17 protein-coding genes are annotated in these 15,809 nt (G+C 69.0%); 12 read left to right on the top strand and 5 right to left on the bottom strand.

Translation table 11 applies throughout. From position 1 onward, the window contains the following. The first annotated feature begins 8 nt into the window (after positions 1 to 8). From ACSQ2H_RS11795 to ACSQ2H_RS11770, 6 genes are all read left to right on the top strand, one after another. The gene (locus ACSQ2H_RS11795) at positions 9 to 638 is read left to right on the top strand and encodes a DUF4129 domain-containing protein (RefSeq protein WP_436061579.1); all 630 of its coding nucleotides are present in this window, start codon (positions 9 to 11) and stop codon (positions 636 to 638) included. Further along, positions 635 to 1,852: a DUF4350 domain-containing protein gene (locus ACSQ2H_RS11790; protein WP_436061578.1), complete on the top strand. Its 1,218-nt coding sequence runs from the start codon at positions 635 to 637 to the stop codon at positions 1,850 to 1,852. The genes ACSQ2H_RS11795 and ACSQ2H_RS11790 overlap by 4 nt, the downstream gene beginning before the upstream one ends. Beyond that, the gene (locus ACSQ2H_RS11785; protein ID WP_436061577.1) at positions 1,839 to 2,795 is read left to right on the top strand and encodes an AAA family ATPase; all 957 of its coding nucleotides are present in this window, start codon (positions 1,839 to 1,841) and stop codon (positions 2,793 to 2,795) included. Before ACSQ2H_RS11790 ends, ACSQ2H_RS11785 begins: the two co-directional genes overlap by 14 nt. A 68-nt stretch (positions 2,796 to 2,863) precedes the next feature. Continuing rightward, entirely contained in the window at positions 2,864 to 4,102 is a 1,239-nt protein-coding gene (locus ACSQ2H_RS11780; protein WP_436061576.1) for a DUF58 domain-containing protein, read from the top strand. Then, the gene (locus tag ACSQ2H_RS11775; protein ID WP_436061575.1) at positions 4,099 to 5,091 is read left to right on the top strand and encodes a stage II sporulation protein M; all 993 of its coding nucleotides are present in this window, start codon (positions 4,099 to 4,101) and stop codon (positions 5,089 to 5,091) included. The genes ACSQ2H_RS11780 and ACSQ2H_RS11775 overlap by 4 nt, the downstream gene beginning before the upstream one ends. Then, positions 5,088 to 5,951: an RDD family protein gene (locus ACSQ2H_RS11770; protein WP_436061574.1), complete on the top strand. Its 864-nt coding sequence runs from the start codon at positions 5,088 to 5,090 to the stop codon at positions 5,949 to 5,951. The genes ACSQ2H_RS11775 and ACSQ2H_RS11770 overlap by 4 nt, the downstream gene beginning before the upstream one ends. Positions 5,952 to 5,956: 5 nt before the next feature. Here ACSQ2H_RS11770 and ACSQ2H_RS11765 read toward each other — a convergent pair whose 3' ends face one another. The 5 genes from ACSQ2H_RS11765 to ACSQ2H_RS11745 all read right to left on the bottom strand — a co-directional run bounded on the left by ACSQ2H_RS11765 (position 5,957) and on the right by ACSQ2H_RS11745 (position 8,878). After that, complete coding sequence (locus tag ACSQ2H_RS11765; RefSeq protein WP_436061573.1) at positions 5,957 to 6,700, bottom strand: hypothetical protein; 744 nt, start codon at positions 6,698 to 6,700, stop codon at positions 5,957 to 5,959. A 186-nt stretch (positions 6,701 to 6,886) separates the two neighbouring features. Beyond that, positions 6,887 to 7,471, bottom strand: coding sequence for a 50S ribosomal protein L9 (rplI, locus tag ACSQ2H_RS11760; RefSeq protein WP_436061572.1), 585 nt, complete (start codon positions 7,469 to 7,471; stop codon positions 6,887 to 6,889). Positions 7,472 to 7,484: 13 nt separating this feature from the next. Then, positions 7,485 to 7,757 (bottom strand): 30S ribosomal protein S18, encoded by a 273-nt coding sequence (gene rpsR / locus ACSQ2H_RS11755; protein ID WP_293402063.1) that lies wholly within the window; start codon positions 7,755 to 7,757, stop codon positions 7,485 to 7,487. Positions 7,758 to 7,774: 17 nt separating this feature from the next. Further along, entirely contained in the window at positions 7,775 to 8,137 is a 363-nt protein-coding gene (gene rpsF / locus ACSQ2H_RS11750) for a 30S ribosomal protein S6 (protein ID WP_183769815.1), read from the bottom strand. A 195-nt stretch (positions 8,138 to 8,332) separates the two neighbouring features. Continuing rightward, positions 8,333 to 8,878, bottom strand: a complete 546-nt coding sequence (locus tag ACSQ2H_RS11745; RefSeq protein WP_436061571.1) for a peroxiredoxin — start codon at positions 8,876 to 8,878, stop codon at positions 8,333 to 8,335. 199 nt (positions 8,879 to 9,077) lie between these two features. Here ACSQ2H_RS11745 and cpaB point away from each other — a divergent pair, with 199 nt between their 5' ends. Genes cpaB through ACSQ2H_RS11715 form a run of 6 tightly spaced genes read left to right on the top strand, consistent with a single transcriptional unit; the run spans position 9,078 to position 15,783 of the window. Then, complete coding sequence (gene cpaB, locus ACSQ2H_RS11740) at positions 9,078 to 9,947, top strand: Flp pilus assembly protein CpaB (RefSeq protein ID WP_436061570.1); 870 nt, start codon at positions 9,078 to 9,080, stop codon at positions 9,945 to 9,947. Between the two features lie 23 nt (positions 9,948 to 9,970). Beyond that, entirely contained in the window at positions 9,971 to 11,284 is a 1,314-nt protein-coding gene (locus tag ACSQ2H_RS11735) for a type II and III secretion system protein family protein (protein WP_436061569.1), read from the top strand. 23 nt (positions 11,285 to 11,307) lie between these two features. Then, the gene (locus ACSQ2H_RS11730; RefSeq protein WP_436061568.1) at positions 11,308 to 12,495 is read left to right on the top strand and encodes an AAA family ATPase; all 1,188 of its coding nucleotides are present in this window, start codon (positions 11,308 to 11,310) and stop codon (positions 12,493 to 12,495) included. After that, entirely contained in the window at positions 12,495 to 13,862 is a 1,368-nt protein-coding gene (locus ACSQ2H_RS11725; protein ID WP_436061567.1) for a CpaF family protein, read from the top strand. Before ACSQ2H_RS11730 ends, ACSQ2H_RS11725 begins: the two co-directional genes overlap by 1 nt. Then, a complete protein-coding gene (locus tag ACSQ2H_RS11720; protein WP_436061566.1) occupies positions 13,862 to 14,824 on the top strand; it encodes a type II secretion system F family protein in 963 nt (320 codons plus the stop codon). The genes ACSQ2H_RS11725 and ACSQ2H_RS11720 overlap by 1 nt, the downstream gene beginning before the upstream one ends. 2 nt (positions 14,825 to 14,826) lie before the next feature. Continuing rightward, a complete protein-coding gene (locus ACSQ2H_RS11715; RefSeq protein ID WP_436061565.1) occupies positions 14,827 to 15,783 on the top strand; it encodes a type II secretion system F family protein in 957 nt (318 codons plus the stop codon). The last annotated feature ends 26 nt before the right edge of the window (positions 15,784 to 15,809 follow it).

Here is a 15,809-nt window from a genome sequence, read left to right as displayed (position 1 = left end):
AACGAGGCGTGGATGCAGGCGCCCCTGTCGACAAGGCGGGCGATCCGCTTGCGGCGGCGCATGCGGAACTGTTGCGCGATCGCGGCTTCCAGTTCGACCGCGCCGACTTCCAGCCGCCCAAGACCCCGGAGTGGTTCAAGTGGATCGCCGAGGCGTTCCAGGCGATCGCGCCGTTGCTGAAATGGGTGTTCTGGATCGGCGTGGCGGTCATCGCCGCCCTGGTGCTCTACGCGCTGGTGCGTGAGGTGCTGCGTCTGCGGATGCCGGCGGCCAAGCCCAAGACTCTTGCGACAGAGGCGGTTCCCGAATGGCGGCCGGACGTGGCCGCAGCCCGCGACCTGCTGGCGGCGGCTGACGCGTTGGCGGCTGAAGGACGCTATGCCGAGGCGGCGCACCTGATCCTGCTGCGCAGCGTCGCCGATATCGAGAGCCGGCGACCCAGGACCGTCCGGCCGGCCCTGACCACACGCGAGATCGCGGGACTGTCGGCGTTGCCGCCCTCCGCGCGGCCAGCCTTCGCCCAGATCGGCCGGGTGGTCGAACGCAGCCTGTTCGGCGGCGCGCCGGTGCAGGCGACCGACTACGCCGAGTGCCGGCGCGACTACGAAGCCTTCGCGCTGCCGGCGGGTTGGGCATGACCGGCGATCGGAGCCGGGCGTTCTCGCCCATGGTGATGCTGGTGCTCGTGCTGGTCGGCTGCGTGTCACTGGCCGGGCTTGGCCTGTTGGCGGCCTACGAACCGGAGCTGCGCTCGGGCGACAACGGCCAAGGGCATGCGTTGTCGCGCTCAGCGGTTGGATTTGCCGCGGTCGCGCGGCTGCTGGAAGCGTCGGGAACCCCGGTCGTCATGCGGCGCGGGGAGCTGTCGGCGACGGCCGCGGAAGGGCTGCTGGTGCTCACCCCTGGCCCTGGGACGAGCGGCAGCCGGGTCAGCGACATCGAGCACGACGGCCCGACCCTGGTGGTGTTGCCCAAGTGGGTGACGATTCCGCATCCGGTCCGCAGGGCGTGGGTGCGCGTGGCCGCGCCCCTTGGCGACGATGCGTCGTTGAAGGTGCTGCCGGCCGCCTGGCGCAGCGGACTGACCCTGCAGCAGCGGCCTGGAACCGCAGCCGTGCGTTTGAGACGGCCCGACGGTCGTGCGGTGGGCGTGCAGCCGGCCGTCGAGAATCTGCGGACGCTGTCCGGCCCGGGTTGGATCCCGGTCGTGGTGGATGAGGCTGGACGGGGCGTGCTGGTGATGAACCAGAAGACCGGCGTCTACGTGCTCGCCGACCCGGATTTCCTGGACACCGCGGGCATGAAGAGATTGGACGGCGCGCGCGCGGCGATCGCCATGCTCTCGGTGATCCGCGCCGAGGGCACGCCGGTCGTGTTCGACCTGACGCTTCACGGCTTCGAGCGCTCGCTCAATCCGTTGCGCCTGATGCTGGAGCCGCCGCTGCTGGGCGCGACGCTCTGCCTGCTGGCGGCGCTGCTCCTGGTCGGCGTTCAGGCGGCCGTACGGTTCGGGCCGGCGCGAGGCCAGGCGCGCGCCGTGGCCCTGGGCAAGCGCGCCTTGGCGGACAACACCGCCGGCCTGGTGCGAATGGCGCGCCGCGAGCACCGCATGGCTGCGCCTTATGGCGAGTTGGTGCGCACGGAGGCGGCCCGCGCCGTCGGAGCGCCGCGCGGGCTGGAGGGCGACGAACTCGACGGCGTCCTCGACCGGCTGGGGGCGGCGGGCGGCTCGACCTATCGGATTTCGACCCTGATCGAACGCGCCCGCGCGGCGCGCACCAAGGGAGACCTGATGGAGGTCGCCCGGGACCTCTATCGTTGGAGACAGGAGATGACGCGTGAACGTCGCTGAGGTGAAGGCGCTGGCCGACGGCATTCGCGGCGAGATCGCCAAGGCCGTCATCGGCCAGGATGCGGCGGTCGATCTGCTGCTGACCGCACTGTTTGCGGGCGGCCACGTGCTGCTGGAAGGCCCGCCGGGCACGGCCAAGACCCTGCTGGCGCAGACCTTCGCGGCCAGCCTCGGCCTCGAGTACGGCCGCATCCAGTTCACGCCCGACCTGATGCCGGGCGACATCATCGGCGCCAACCTGTTCAATTTCCAGACCAGCACTTTCACCCTGACGCGCGGGCCGGTGTTCTGCGAGCTGTTGCTGGCGGACGAGATCAACCGGACGCCGCCGAAGACGCAGGCGGCCCTGCTGGAGGCGATGCAGGAGCGGCGGATCACGATCGACGGCCAGTCGCATGAGCTGAGCCCGCGGTTCACGGTCGTGGCCACCCAGAACCCGATCGAGCAGCAGGGCACCTATCCGCTGCCGGAGGCGCAGCTGGATCGGTTCCTGTTCAAGCATGTGCTGGACTATCCGGAGCGCCACGACGAACTGGCGATCGTGCTGGGACACGGCTCTCGGGCGGGGCTGCCGAGCCCGCAGGACCTGGGCGTGCGCCGGGTGCTCGATCGCGCCGGCGTCGACGCGGCGGTCGAAGCGGTCGCCCAGGTGCGGCTGACGGACGAGGTGGCGGCCTACGTCGTCGACCTGATCCGGGCGACCCGCGAATCCGCCGACATCGAGACCGGCGCGTCGCCGCGGGCGGGCGCCATGCTGGCGCTGGCGTCGCGGGCGCACGCAGCGCTGGACGGGCGCGACTACGTCATTCCCGACGACGTGAAGACCCTGGCTCCGCCGGCGCTGCGCCACCGGGTGATCCTGTCGCCGGCCGCCGAGATCGAAGGGCGGCGCGTCGATCAGGTGCTGGCCGCGCTGATCGATCAGGTGGCGGCCCCGCGGTGATCTACCCCACGCGACGCGCTGCGCTGGCCGTCGCGGCCGGAGCGCCCCTTGCGCTGATCGCGGGGAGCGTGGCCGAGCCCCTGTGGGTCGTAGGCGCGGTTTGGGCGGCAGGCCTGCTGTTGCTGATGGCGCTCGACGCGATGTTGGGGGCGGCGCGCGATCGCCTGGCGCTGGACCCGCTGCCCGCACTGAGCGCGGCGGTGGCGCGGCCTGGCGCAGCGCGGTTCGTCGCGCGGTTCGAAGGCGCCGCGCCGGGCACGGTCGAGGCGGCGCTGGCGGCGGACGAGCGGCTGGGCCTGGAGGCCCGCACCGCGCTCGCCGAGGTTCGCGACGGCGTGGCGGAGATCCTCGTGGCCTTCACCCCGCAGCGGCGCGGACTGGTGAAGCTGGAGTCGCTGTGGCTTCGCTGGCGTGGGCCCCTGGGCCTGGTCTGGAAGCAGAAGACCTTCGAGCTCGACTACAACCTGGCGATCACGACCGACCTGCAGTGGGTGCGCGACGAGGCCGTGCGGCTGTTCGCGCGCAACGCTCTGTTCGGGGCCAAGGCGCAGATCGAGATCGGCGAGGGATCGGAGTTCCACGCCCTGCGCGACTTCCAGCCGGGCATGGACCGCCGCGCCGTGGACTGGAAGCAGTCGGCCCGGCACGCCGCGCTGCTGGCCAAGGAGTTCAGGACCGAGCGCAACCACAACGTCGTCATGGCGATGGACTGCGGCCGGGCGATGAGCGAGCCCGTGGACGGCGCGCCGCGGATCGATCGCGCGATCAACGGGGCGCTGCTGCTGGCCCACGCCTGCCTGCGGTCGGGCGACCGGGCAGGGCTGTTCGCCTTCGATTCAGCGCCGCGGCTGTCGACTGGCGCCGTCGGCGGACCGAACGCGTTCATGGTCCTGCAGCAGATGGCCGGGCGCATCGACTACTCCACCGAGGAGACCAACTATGCGCTGGGCCTCTCGGTGCTGGCGGGGGAACTGCAGCGGCGCTCGCTGGTCGTGGTGTTCACAGACTTCACCGACCAGACAGCCGCGCAGCTGATGATCGAGTCGGTCGGGCGACTGGTCGGCCGGCACCTGATCATGTTCGTGGTGCTGAAGGACGAGGAACTCGAAGGCATGGTCGCCGCCGAGCCGAAGACGCCGGAGGACGTGTCCCGCGCCGTGTTCGCCGCCAGCCTGCTGCGCGAGCGTGACCTGGTGATCTCGCGGCTGCGACGGCTGGGCGTGCATATCGTCGAGACGCCGGCCGATCGGATCGGGACCGAGGTGATCAACGCCTATCTGGACCTCAAGCGGAGGGACCTGCTGTGAGCGCCCTCAAGAGCCAGCGGTTCCGCGAGGAGCGGGAAGCCGATTGGAAGCGGCTCGAACGACTGATGGACCTTGTCGAGAAGCGGTCGGCGGCGAGCCTGACCGACGAGGAGCTGCTGGCGATCCCCGTCCTCTACCGCTCTACGCTCTCGGCGCTCAGCGTGGCGCGCGAGACCTCGCTGGACCGCAGCCTGATCGACTATCTCGAAGTGCTCTCGGCGCGCGCCTATTTCTTCGTCTACGGCTCGCGTTCGACTCTGCTGGAGCGGCTGGGCGGTTTCTTCCGGCAGGACTGGCCGGCGGCGGTGCGCAGCGTCTGGCGCGAAACGCTCGTCGCTGCGCTGCTGACGGCGCTCGGCGCGGTCGCGGCCGCCTTGCTGATCGCGCACGACGCCCAGTGGTACCACGTGTTCGTCCCGGAGGGCCTGGCTGGCGGCCGCGACCCGGCCGCGGCTACTGAGACCTTGCGCGAGATGCTCTATGACGGCGGAGGCTCGGGCGATGGCTTGTCGGTGTTCGCCACCTTCCTGTTCACCCACAACGCCCAGGTGGCGCTGCTGGCCTTCGCGCTCGGCTTCGCGTTCTGCGTCCCGACCCTGATGCTGCTGATCTACAACGGCGCGACGCTGGGGGCCTTCCTGTCGCTCTACTTCAGCCGCGGACTGGGCTTCGAGCTGGGCGGTTGGCTGTTGATCCATGGCGTCACCGAGTTGTTCGCCGTCATGCTGGCCGGCGCGGCCGGGATCCGGGTCGGTTGGAGCCTGGCGTTCCCCGGCGCGCTGTCGCGCCTCGACTCGCTGGCCGCGGCGGGGCGCACCGCCGGCGCGGTGATGGCCGGCGTCGTGGTCATGCTGTTCTTCGCGGGTCTGTTGGAGGGCTTCGGCCGGCAGCTGATCAATCACGACCTGATCCGCTACGCGGTGGCGCTCGGGACGGCGCTGCTGTGGGGCGCATACTTCTATGGTCCGCGTCGGGAGAGCGCCTCGTGAGCGATGCCTTCGACAAGGTCACGCGGGCCTTCGTGACGCCGGAGGGCGTCGATCTGCGGCTGCAGATCGGCGACGGCGGGCAACGGGCGGCGGCGTTCTTCATCGACGTCTTGATCATCGCGGCGGCGCTGCTCGGGCTGACGATCCTGGCCATCGCGACCGGGGTCACCAGCGGCGGGCAGGCCGGGATGGAAATCGCCGCCATCATCTGGCTGCTGATCGCATTCCTGTTGCGCAACTTCTACTTCACCGCCTTCGAGCTGAGCGCAGCGGCGGCGACGCCGGGCAAGCGGATGCTGGGCCTGCGCGTCGCAGCCCGCGACGGCGGGCGGCTGCGGGCCGAGGCGGTGCTGGTCCGCAACGCCATGCGTGAACTGGAAGTGTTCATGCCGCTGTCGGTGATCATGGTCCGCACCCAGGAGGGGGGCGGACAGGCGTGGATGTACTTGCTGGGCGTGGTGTGGGTTGGAATTTTCGCCCTGTTTCCGCTGTTCAATCGCGACCGGTTGCGGATCGGCGACCTGGTCGGCGGGACCTGGATCGTGCGCACGCCGCGCCAGCGCCTGGCGCGCGACATGGCGGTCGAGGGTTCGGAACGGCTGGTCCGCTATCCGTTCACGCCGGCGCAGCTCGACGCATACGGCGAAAAGGAACTGCATGTGCTGGAGGAAGTGATCCGCCGCCGGGACCGGCGCACGGTCCGAGCAGTGGCCGAGCGGATCACCACCAAGATCGGCTGGACCGCATCGCCGGATCAGGACGATTACGACTTCCTCAGCGCCTACTACGCCGCGCTACGGGGGCGGCTCGAAAGCCGGATGCTGATGGGGCGGCGGCGGCGCGACAAGCACGCCGCCTGACGCGATCAGTCGAATACGGCTGCAAGCTGGGCCGCGCCGACGCCTTCCTTGATCATCCGCAACTCGTAGTAGATCGAGGATATTCCAGCCGACGTGACGACGCCCGAGATCGCCCCGACGAGGGCGTTGCTGATGGTCGAGGAGATCGCCATCGCGCTGAGGTCGCCGCCGATCATGCTCAAGGCGACGAAGATCCCGCCGAGCACGGCGGAAACGACGAAGTAGGCGACGAAGTAGACCACCAGCAGCCCGAAGATCGGCCACCGGTGGCCCCGAGTGAGGTCGCGGCTTCGGCCCAACGCGCCGAACACGCCTGGGCGCTCCATGACGTAGGCGGGCGTCGCGATGACCCAAATGACGCCCAGAATGATCGCCGGCACGACGAGCAGCAGGAACGCAATGCCGTACGCGAACATCATCACGATGCCGAGGCCGATGAGCGGCAAGAGCACGCTGTAGGTTTTGCCGAGTTCTCGAAAGGCCGACGGCTTGTCGCCGTTCAAGGTTCCCACCGCCACCCGGATCGTGGACGCTTGGAGCAGAACCGAACCGATCATCAGGGCGAGGAAGCCGATCCCCATCAGCGCCGAGGCGAGGCCGAGGTCGCCGATTTCTCCGGTCCCGCTGGCGCCGGTCAGGACGATCTGGCCCCAGCCCATGACCGCAGCGGGCAGGCCGGCCAGCAGTAGGGCGAGGATCGACAGCTCACGCAGATTGGCGCCGACGACACGGAAGGTGTTTGAAACCACCCGTCCGAAGTCAAAATTTGCGCTGGTTGCTTGCGCCGCCGTCATGCCGTGCCCCTGTCGGTCGTGGCCGACCAGAACATCATGGCGCGTGCGGGGTTGGAACTACAATCTTGAGTGCAGTTCAAAAGAAACGGCGCGGATCCGAAGATCCGCGCCGCTCCTGAAGTCTTGGGACTGCGTCCGGCGTTAGTGGTCGCCGAAGTCGCCGTCCTGTTGGCCAGCGCCGCCTTCCAGCATGTCCTGGGCGGCTTGCTCATCGGCCGCGCGATCTTCCTCGAACTGCGAGGCGATCACGTTTTCACCGCGGGCTTGGCGCTCGGCCTCGTCCTGGCTGCGGGCGATGTTGATGTTGACGCTGACGGTCACTTCCGCGTGCAGGCGAACCTTCACGGGGTGGACGCCGAGGGTCTTGATCGGCTTGTCGAGAACGACCATCGAGCGGTCGATCTTGCCGCCTTCGGCGTTGACCATGTCGGCCACGTCGCGACCGGTGACCGAACCGTAGAGTTGGCCGGTTTCGCCAGCCTGACGGATCAGGATGTACGACGTGCCGTCCAGGGCTTCGCCAGACTTGCCGGCGGCGTCCTTGGCCTTCTGGTTGCGGACTTCGATCTCGGCGCGCTGGGCGTCGAAGATCTTCAGGTTCGCGGCGGTCGCGCGCAGGGCCTTCTGACGGGGCAGGAGGTAGTTACGGGCGTAGCCGTCTTTGACGGTGACCACGTCGCCCAGGCCGCCACGGCCTTCGACGCGTTCGAGCAGAACAACTTTCATGTGTCGGTCCCCCTTACTTCACGACGTAGGGCAGGAGGGCGAGGAAGCGAGCGCGCTTGATGGCGCGAGCCAGTTCGCGTTGCTTCTTGGCCGACACCGCGGTGATGCGCGACGGCACGATCTTGCCGCGCTCGGAGACGTAGCGCTGCAGCAGCTTCACGTCCTTGTAGTCGATCTTCGGAGCGTTGGCGCCGGAGAACGGGCACACCTTGCGGCGGCGGAAGAACGGGCGGCGGGCGCCGCCAGCGGCCGGGGCCGCCGGAGCGGCGGAGGTTTCGTCAGTCATTGTGATCCCTCCCTTTCTTAGCTTTGGAATTCTTCACGGCGCGGTTCGCGTTCGCGATCGCGGCGAGCCAGAACCGGGGAGAGCTCGAGGTCGAGTTCCTCGACGCGGACGGTCAGGGTGCGCAGAACGTCTTCGTTCAGGCCCAGCTGACGCTCCATCTCCTTCACCGCCGCCGGAGGGGCGTCGATGGCGAGCAGGGAGTAGTGCCCCTTGCGGTTCTTCTTGATGCGGTAGGTCAGGTTGCGCAGACCCCAGTACTCGATCTTCGCGACGGAACCGCCGCCTTCTTCGATCAGAGCCTTGATTTGGTCGTTGAGGGCTTCAGCCTGTTGCGGCGAGATATCCTGCCGCGAAATAACAACGTGCTCGTAGAGCGCCATGTTTTCCTTTTCCCATTTGGAAGGCGGCGCGCCCGACACCGGGTAAGTGTCGGAAACGATGGCTCTTGTGGCGCGGCGACCGGGAGTTTCCCGATCCTTTCGCGTTCCGGCCCAAGACCGCCTTCCGTGAAGAGGCGGGCTAGTACGGGAAAAGCGGTTGCAGGGCAAGGCTTTTCCCGTGTGTCGCTCGCAGGTCTACTTCGGATGCTTGACCCGCCATTGCTTCACCGCAGTGAGGGTCTCGGTGACGTGGTCGTTGGCCTTCATGTCCGAGTAGGCGTGGATCACTTCGCCCGTCGGCGAGATCACGTACGAGGTCCGGTTCGACCAGCCGGGCTTGACCGCCAAGGCGGCGTCGTACGTGCCGGCGATCTTGGCGCCGGGGTCGGCGGCGACGGGGAACTTGCCCGAGCACTTCTCAGTGTCGGCCGAGAACGAGGCCAGCTTGTCGAGGTTGCCGCCGGTGACGCCGATGACCGTCGCGCCCTGGGCCTTGAACTGGTCGATCGACTCCGCGAACAGGCGGGCCTCGAGGTTGCAGCCCGAGGTCTCGGCGGCCGGGAAGAAGTACAGCACCACCGGCCCGCTCTTGCGGGCCTGAGCCATTGAGAAGGTTATCGGCTTGCCGGCCTGATAGCCCTGGGCGGTGAAGTCCGGGGCCTTGGAGCCCTCCTTCAGCGCCGCAAAGGCGGGGGTGGCGGCGAGCGCCGCGATGGCGGCGGCGAGGGCGAGACGGCGCATGTGGGATCCTCCGGAATCCCTTGCACTATAGGCGCCCGGCGTCGGCTTGTCTGCGCGCGGAATGGGCCACGGATCTCATCGAACGCCGGTCGATTCAAGCTTGGCCTTAGTTGACGCGGCGTTGACCTTCTTTGTTACGGTTATCGCAACAGCGGTCCCCCTAACTCATTGATGTTGCGTAGCATCCAGGGGTGGGGCGATGCGTGTTGGGACTATGGTGAGCTTGGGCGCCTCGGCTGCGCTCGGGCTGGGGGCGTTGTTCGTGGCCAAGGTGGCCCTGCCGGCGCATGGCAACGTCGCCGTCGCCGCCGCTCCCACACCAGTCGTCAGCGGCGTTCCGGTCGTGGTCGCCGCCAAGGATATCAAGTACGGCGAGCGCCTGGACGCCAGCCATCTCAAGCTCGTGCAGATCCCGCGTGACGCCGCGCCGGCCGGGGCCTTCGCCACCATCGATCAGGTTCTGGCCCAGGACCACGGCGGCGCGCCGGTGGCGCTGTCGCCGATCCTGGCGCGTGAGCCGCTGCTGCCGACCAAGCTCAGCGGCCCGGGCGCGCGTCCGTCCGTCGCCGCCGAGATCGGGGCCGGGATGCGGGCCTACACGATCGGGGTTTCCGATGTCTCCGGCGTCGGCGGCCATGCGCTGCCGGGCGACCGCGTTGACGTGGTGCTGATGCGCAACCTGTCGGACGACGACAGCCACAAGATGCTGCAGGCAGAGGTCGTGATCCAGAACGTGCGGGTGCTGGGCGTCGACCTCAACGCCGATCCGACCTCGAACAAGCCCGAAGCGCCGAGCACCGCGACCCTGGAAGTCAGCGTCCGAGACGCCCAGAAGCTGGCGGTCGCCGCCGATCTAGGCGCCCTCTCGCTGGCGCTGCGCGCGCTGGGGCAGGCCGAGGTCGAACAGGCGGCGCCGATCGGCGTGCGGGAAGTCGTCGGCGCTGCGCCCCGCGGGGCGCCGGCCGTCGCAGCGCGCGCCTGGCGGGCGCCGCAGTCCAGCGTGGCTTCGGGCCGCTCGCTGATCACAGTTGTCGAGGGGGAGGGCGGGGCCAAGCACCCCGGCGAGTGACCCCTATGAAGAGCGTCAATCAGATGTCGCGTACGATCCTGGCCGTTCTGGCCTGCACCCTTGGCCTGGGTCAGGCGCCGGCCCATGCCGAAACCTTCGTGAGCGAAGCCGTGCGTAGCCGCACGATCAACGTGCCGAAGAACAAGTCGCTTTCATTTCGGCTGGATGGTCCAGCCTCGAAGATCGTGGTCGCCCAACCCGACACTGCGCAGATCGTGGCCACCACGGACCGCAGCTTCTATGTGCGCGGCAAGGCGTTGGGCGCCACGAACCTGCTGATCTACGGCCAGGGCGGTGCGCTTCAGGAGGTCGTCGACGTGCGCGTCGGCTATGACGCCGAGGCGCTGCAGACCGATCTGGCGGCCGCGATCCCCGGCGAGGTCATCAAGGTACGGAACCTGGGCGAGGGCCTGCTGCTGACCGGCGAGGTCTCGACGACCGCCGTCGCCGCCAAGGCCAAGACCCTGGCCGACAAGTTCGCGCCGGAAAACGTCACCAGCGCCCTGACCGTCCGCGCCTCGCAGCAGGTGATCCTGGAGGTCCGGGTGCTGGAAGCCGGACGTTCGGACCTGAAGGATGTCGGATTCAACCTCACGGCCACCGATGGGATCAACTTCGCCTTGGCCAGCGGTTCGGGCCTGATCGGCCCGAGCACGCCGCAGGGCGCGCTGCAGGTCCGCGGGTCGATCGGCTCGGTCGATATCGATCTGATGCTGCAGGCGTTGGAGGAAAAGGGCGTGGTCCGCACCCTGGCCCGCCCCAACCTGGTCGCGCTGTCGGGCCAGAAGGCGAGCTTCCTGGCCGGCGGCGAGTTCCCGTTCCCGGTGCCGAACGGCCGCGACACGGTGACGATCGAATTCCGCCAGTTCGGGGTGAAGCTAGACTTCGAGCCGGTCGTCCAGGACAACGGCCTGATCCGGCTGCTGGTAGCCCCTGAGGTCAGCGCTCTCGACAACAGCGCCAACCTGCGCCTGAACGGGATGGAAGTGCCGTCGCTCACCGTGCGGCGCGCGGCGACGACGGTGGAGCTGAAGTCCGGCGAGAGCTTCGCCGTCGCCGGCCTGTTTCAGCAGGACTACAGCAACGCCGTCCGGCAGCTGCCGGGCATCGGGCAGGTGCCGGTGATCGGCGCGCTGTTCCGTTCGGCGCGCTGGAAACGCCACGAATCCGAACTGGTCATCATCATCACGCCGCGCTTGGCCACGGCCGACGACCTGACCGGCGAGACCCGGATCATGGCGGGCCGCGAAACCAATCCCATCGACCTGCTCCTGATGGGCATGGCGCTCGACAAGCCGCTGTCGGCGCCGGTCGGAACCGGCCCGGCCGGACAGTAACGTGTGAGTTCGAGGTCGCAGTCATGACCCATTGGAGCCTTCTAGGCCGACGCGTCCTGGCGGTTGGGCCAAGCCTCGCCCCACTGGCCCGCGGCCCGCTGTTCGGCGCGGCGTTGGAGATGGCCGGGGTTGAGCGGCTGGCCGAAGCCCGCAGCGCGTCGGTCGACCTGGCGCTGGTCGACGTCGACAGCCTGGAGCCGCAGGCCCTGACCGCCGCCTTGGAGGCGCTGGCCGCGTCAGGCCAGGCCCCGCCCGTGCTGCTGGTCGGCGCGAGGTTGCCTGCCGGACTCGTGCGGATCGCGATGCGGCTGCCGCAGTCGGACGTGCTGGAGCCGCCGTATAGCGACGACCAGGTGCGCGAGGCGGTGTTCGGACTTCTGGACGCGGCCGGGGCGCAGGCGCCGGCGGCCGCCGACAGCGCGTCGCGTTGCTGGTCGGTCGTGGGCGCGGTCGGCGGGGCCGGGGCGACCACCCTGGCGATCGAGTTCGCTGCGCTGCTGGCGGCGCGCGCCAATCGTGACCACGCCGTATGCCTGATCGACCTGCATCTCGCCGATGGGGCTGCAGCCGCCTATCTCGGCGCGACTGCGGCCATGGGCTTGGCCGAGTTCGGACCGGCGGCCGAGCGGATGGACGCGGCCCTGCTCGCGGCGTTCACCACTCCGATCGCCAAGGGCCTCGACCTGCTGGCCTGCCCGCGTGATCCGCTGGCCTTCGAGCAAATCTCCAAGGAAGCCGTGCTGCGGATCCTGGAGATCGCCTGCGAGGCCTATGACTTCGTGATCATCGACATGCCGCGGCATCGGCGGCCCTGGACGCTGGAAGTCCTGGCCGGGTCCGACGAGGTGTTCGTGGTCTCGGAGCTGACGGTGCCCGCGCTGCTGGCGGCCCGCGCCCTGGCTGGCGAGATCGAGGCCGGCCTGCCGGTCGGGGTCCGCACTCGGGTCGTGCTCAATCGCCTGGCCACCCGAATGTTCGGTCCCGCGCCCTCGGTCGCCGAGGCCGAGCGGGCGCTCGAGCGCAAGGCCGAAGCTGGCATCAGCTCGGATTGGGAGGCGGCCGCCGCCTCGGTGAACCTGGGTGGTCCCATCTCCCAGCACCGGCCGAAGTCCAAGATCGTCCGCGATGTCTCGGCGGTCGTCGATCGGCTGCTGGGCGTCCAGAGCCCGGCGGCCCGTCGCAGCGGCTGGCGTTCGCGGAGGGCCGCCTGATGGGACGCTTCACACTTGCGCCCCGGCCTGCACAGCCGGCCCCTGAGGTTCGGTCGGCGGAGCCGGTTGCGCCGCCGCCGGCCCCCGCGCCGACCGATCACCTGCTCGACATCAAGCTGAAGCTGCATGCGCGGCTGATCGAGGAACTCGATCTCTCGAAGCTGGAGAGCCTGGCCGAAGGCGAGCTGCGGCGGCAGGTCATGGTGCTGGTCGCCGACTTCGCGCGCGCCGAGCGCCTCGTGCTGAACACGAGCGAGCTGGAGGAGCTGGGCGCCTCGGTCCACGACGAGATGGTGGGGCTTGGTCCGATCGAGCCGCTGCTCAAGGACGACAGCATCAACGACATCCTGATCAACGGCCCGTTCCAGGTCTATGTCGAGCGGCGAGGGGAGCTGGAGCCGACGCCGGTCCGCTTCCGCGACAACGACCACCTGCTGCGGATCGTCAATCGGATCGTGGCGGGTGTCGGGCGGCGGATCGACGAGAGCCAGCCGATGGTCGATGCCCGGCTGCCCGACGGCAGCCGGGTGAACGCGGCCATTGCGCCGATCGCCATCGACGGCGCCTGCGTCTCGATCCGGAAGTTCTCCAAGAAGCCCTATACGCTGGACAAGTTGGTCGAGGTGGGCGCGATGCCGGCCTGCGTCGCCGAGTTCCTGCACGGGGCGATCAAGGCGCGGGTCTCGACGGTGATCTCGGGCGGCACCGGCTCGGGCAAGACGACGCTGCTCAATGCGCTCTCTTCGGCGATCAGCCACAAGGAGCGCCTGATCACCATCGAGGACGCGGCCGAACTGCAGCTGCAGCAACCGCACGTCGTGCGCATGGAAACCCGGCCGCCCAACATCGAAGGCAAGGGCGAAATCCGCCAGCGCGAGCTGGTCAAGAACGCCCTGCGGATGCGTCCGGACCGGGTGATCCTGGGCGAGGTCCGGGGCGAGGAAGCCTTCGACATGCTGCAGGCCATGAACACCGGCCACGAAGGCTCGATGGCCACGATTCACGCCAACACCCCGCGCGACGCGATCACCCGGCTCGAGCAGATGGTGGCGATGTCGGGGATGAAGCTGTCGCCCGAGGCCGTGCGCGGCCAGATCGCCTCGGCGGTCGGGATGATCATCCAGATCATGCGGATGTCGGACGGCAAGCGGAAGATGATGAGCGTCAGCGAGATCGTCGGCATGGAGGGCCAGGTGGTCCAGATGCAGGAGATCTTCGCCTTCCACCGCAGCCACACGACCGCCGATGGCGTCGTGCACGGCGAGTTCCGCGCCTCGGGCCTGCGGCCGCGTTGCCTGGACGAGATGATGCGTCGCGGCATCGCCTACGACACCGCCTATTTCGATCCGAACCGGGTGCTTGGCTGATGTCGTTCGACGCGACCTCGGTCTATCTGGTCCTGGTGTTCGCGGCGGTGTTCGCCGCCGTACAGGCCGCCGTCGGGCTGCTTCGCACCGCCAAGGTCAAGCAACAGGTCAATCGCCGGCTGCTGGTCGCAGAGCGGACGGGCGGCAGCATCGCCGAACTGGTGGTCGAGCTGCGAAAGCAGCGAGGGCTCAACGCCGCCGGCGACGCGCGCGGCGGCTGGGCCTGGCTCAGTGAGCTGATCGTCCGGTCCGGCGTGCCCTATGATGGGCGGCGCTGGTTGGCGATCGCGGCGGGTCTGGCGCTGACCGGCGCGGTTCTCGGCTTCGCTGGGACACGGCAGCTGTTGGCGATCCCGCTGGGTGCAGTGCTGTTCGGCGTCGTCGGTCCCATCGGCTATCTGAAGATGAAGGCCGGTCGTCGGGCGGTGGCGTTGGGGCAGCAGTTGCCGCAGGCGCTGGAGATTATCGTCCGCAGCCTGGAGGCCGGACACCCTGTGCCGACGGCCGTGGGCCTGGTCGGGCGTGAGATGCCTGATCCGATCGGCTCGGAGTTCGGTATGGCCTCCGACGAGATCGCCTATGGCGCGACGCTGGAACAGGCGGTCAACCGGATGTCGGTCCGTTGCCAGCATCCCGACGTCGATCTGTTCGCCGCCACCGTCCGGTTGCAGGAAAAGGCCGGTGGAAATCTGACGGGCCTGTTGAAGCTCAATGCCGCCACGGTTCGCGACCGGCTGCGCATGCGCCTGAAGATCAAGGCGGCGACCGCAGAGGGCCGCGCCTCGGCGTTGATCCTGACCGCCGCTCCGTTCCTGGCCGCGGGCGCGATCATCCTGCTGTCGCCGGACTTCTACGGCGACGTCATCCACGTTCCGATGGTGCGGATCGGGCTGGTCGTCATCGGAGTCTGGATGCTCATCGGCAATCTCGTCATGCGCAAGATGATCGACATGCGGATCTGACCATGGACCTCGCGCAGATCCAGAACCTGATGACTCTGGCGGCGTTCGCGCTGCTGGCCGTCGCCGCACTCGGCGGGGCTGCGGTGATGGCCGGCGAGATGCGGCTTCGAGCCCAACGCCGGGCCCGCTTCCAATCGCCAGGCGCGGCGACGTCTGCGGCGGGCGTCCACTCGCTGGGGCAGGCTCCCTTGGTCGGACGGCTGGCCGACGGCGTGCGCCGGCTTGGCCAGCAGGCGGCGATCCGCGATCCGTCGCAGATATCCGAGCTGCGCATGAGGCTGACCCGTGCTGGGTTCTTCAGCCGCGACGCGGCGATCTACTATCTCGGCGCGCGGGCCGCAGCGCTTGCGGTGGCGACGCTGGCGGTGATCACCGTGTTGCCGTTCGCGCTGAAGGGCGGCGGCATGGCCGCGGTTGCGGTGGCGTGCGTGTTCGCTGGCGCGGCGCTTCTCGGCCCCGACCAGGTGCTGAAGGCGCGGCAGAAGAACCGCGAGCTGGAATACGGCGACGGCTTTCCCGATCTGCTGGACCTGCTGGTGGCGTCGGTCGAGGCCGGGCTCAGCCTGGACGCGGCGGTGTCGCGCGTCGCCGACGAACTGGTGCGCCGCTATCCGCGCCTGACCATACACCTGCGGATGCTGACCCTGGAGCTGCGGGCCGGCAAGGCGCGCAAGGACGCGTGGTCCTCGTTCGCCGACCGCCTCGGGATCGACGACGCCCGCGCCCTGGCCACCATGCTGCGCCAGGCCGAGGAGATGGGCACCAGCCTGGGCGAGACCCTGTCGGTGTTCTCGCTCGACATGCGCGCCAAGCGCATGCTGCGCGCCGAGGAAAAGGCGCTGGCGCTGCCGGTCAAGCTGACCGTGCCGCTGATTTTGTTCATCTTCCCGTGCCTGATCGGGGTGCTGATGCTGCCGGCGATCGCGCGGATCATTCAGACGATGGGCGCGGGCCAGTAGCGCTCCGGGCACGCAATAGGCTAGAG

This window comes from Phenylobacterium sp. LjRoot97 (assembly GCF_964254345.1).
GTDB lineage: Bacteria > Pseudomonadota > Alphaproteobacteria > Caulobacterales > Caulobacteraceae > Phenylobacterium.
Note: the sequence above shows the minus strand (reverse complement) of the source record. Positions and strands in the feature narration are given on the sequence as shown.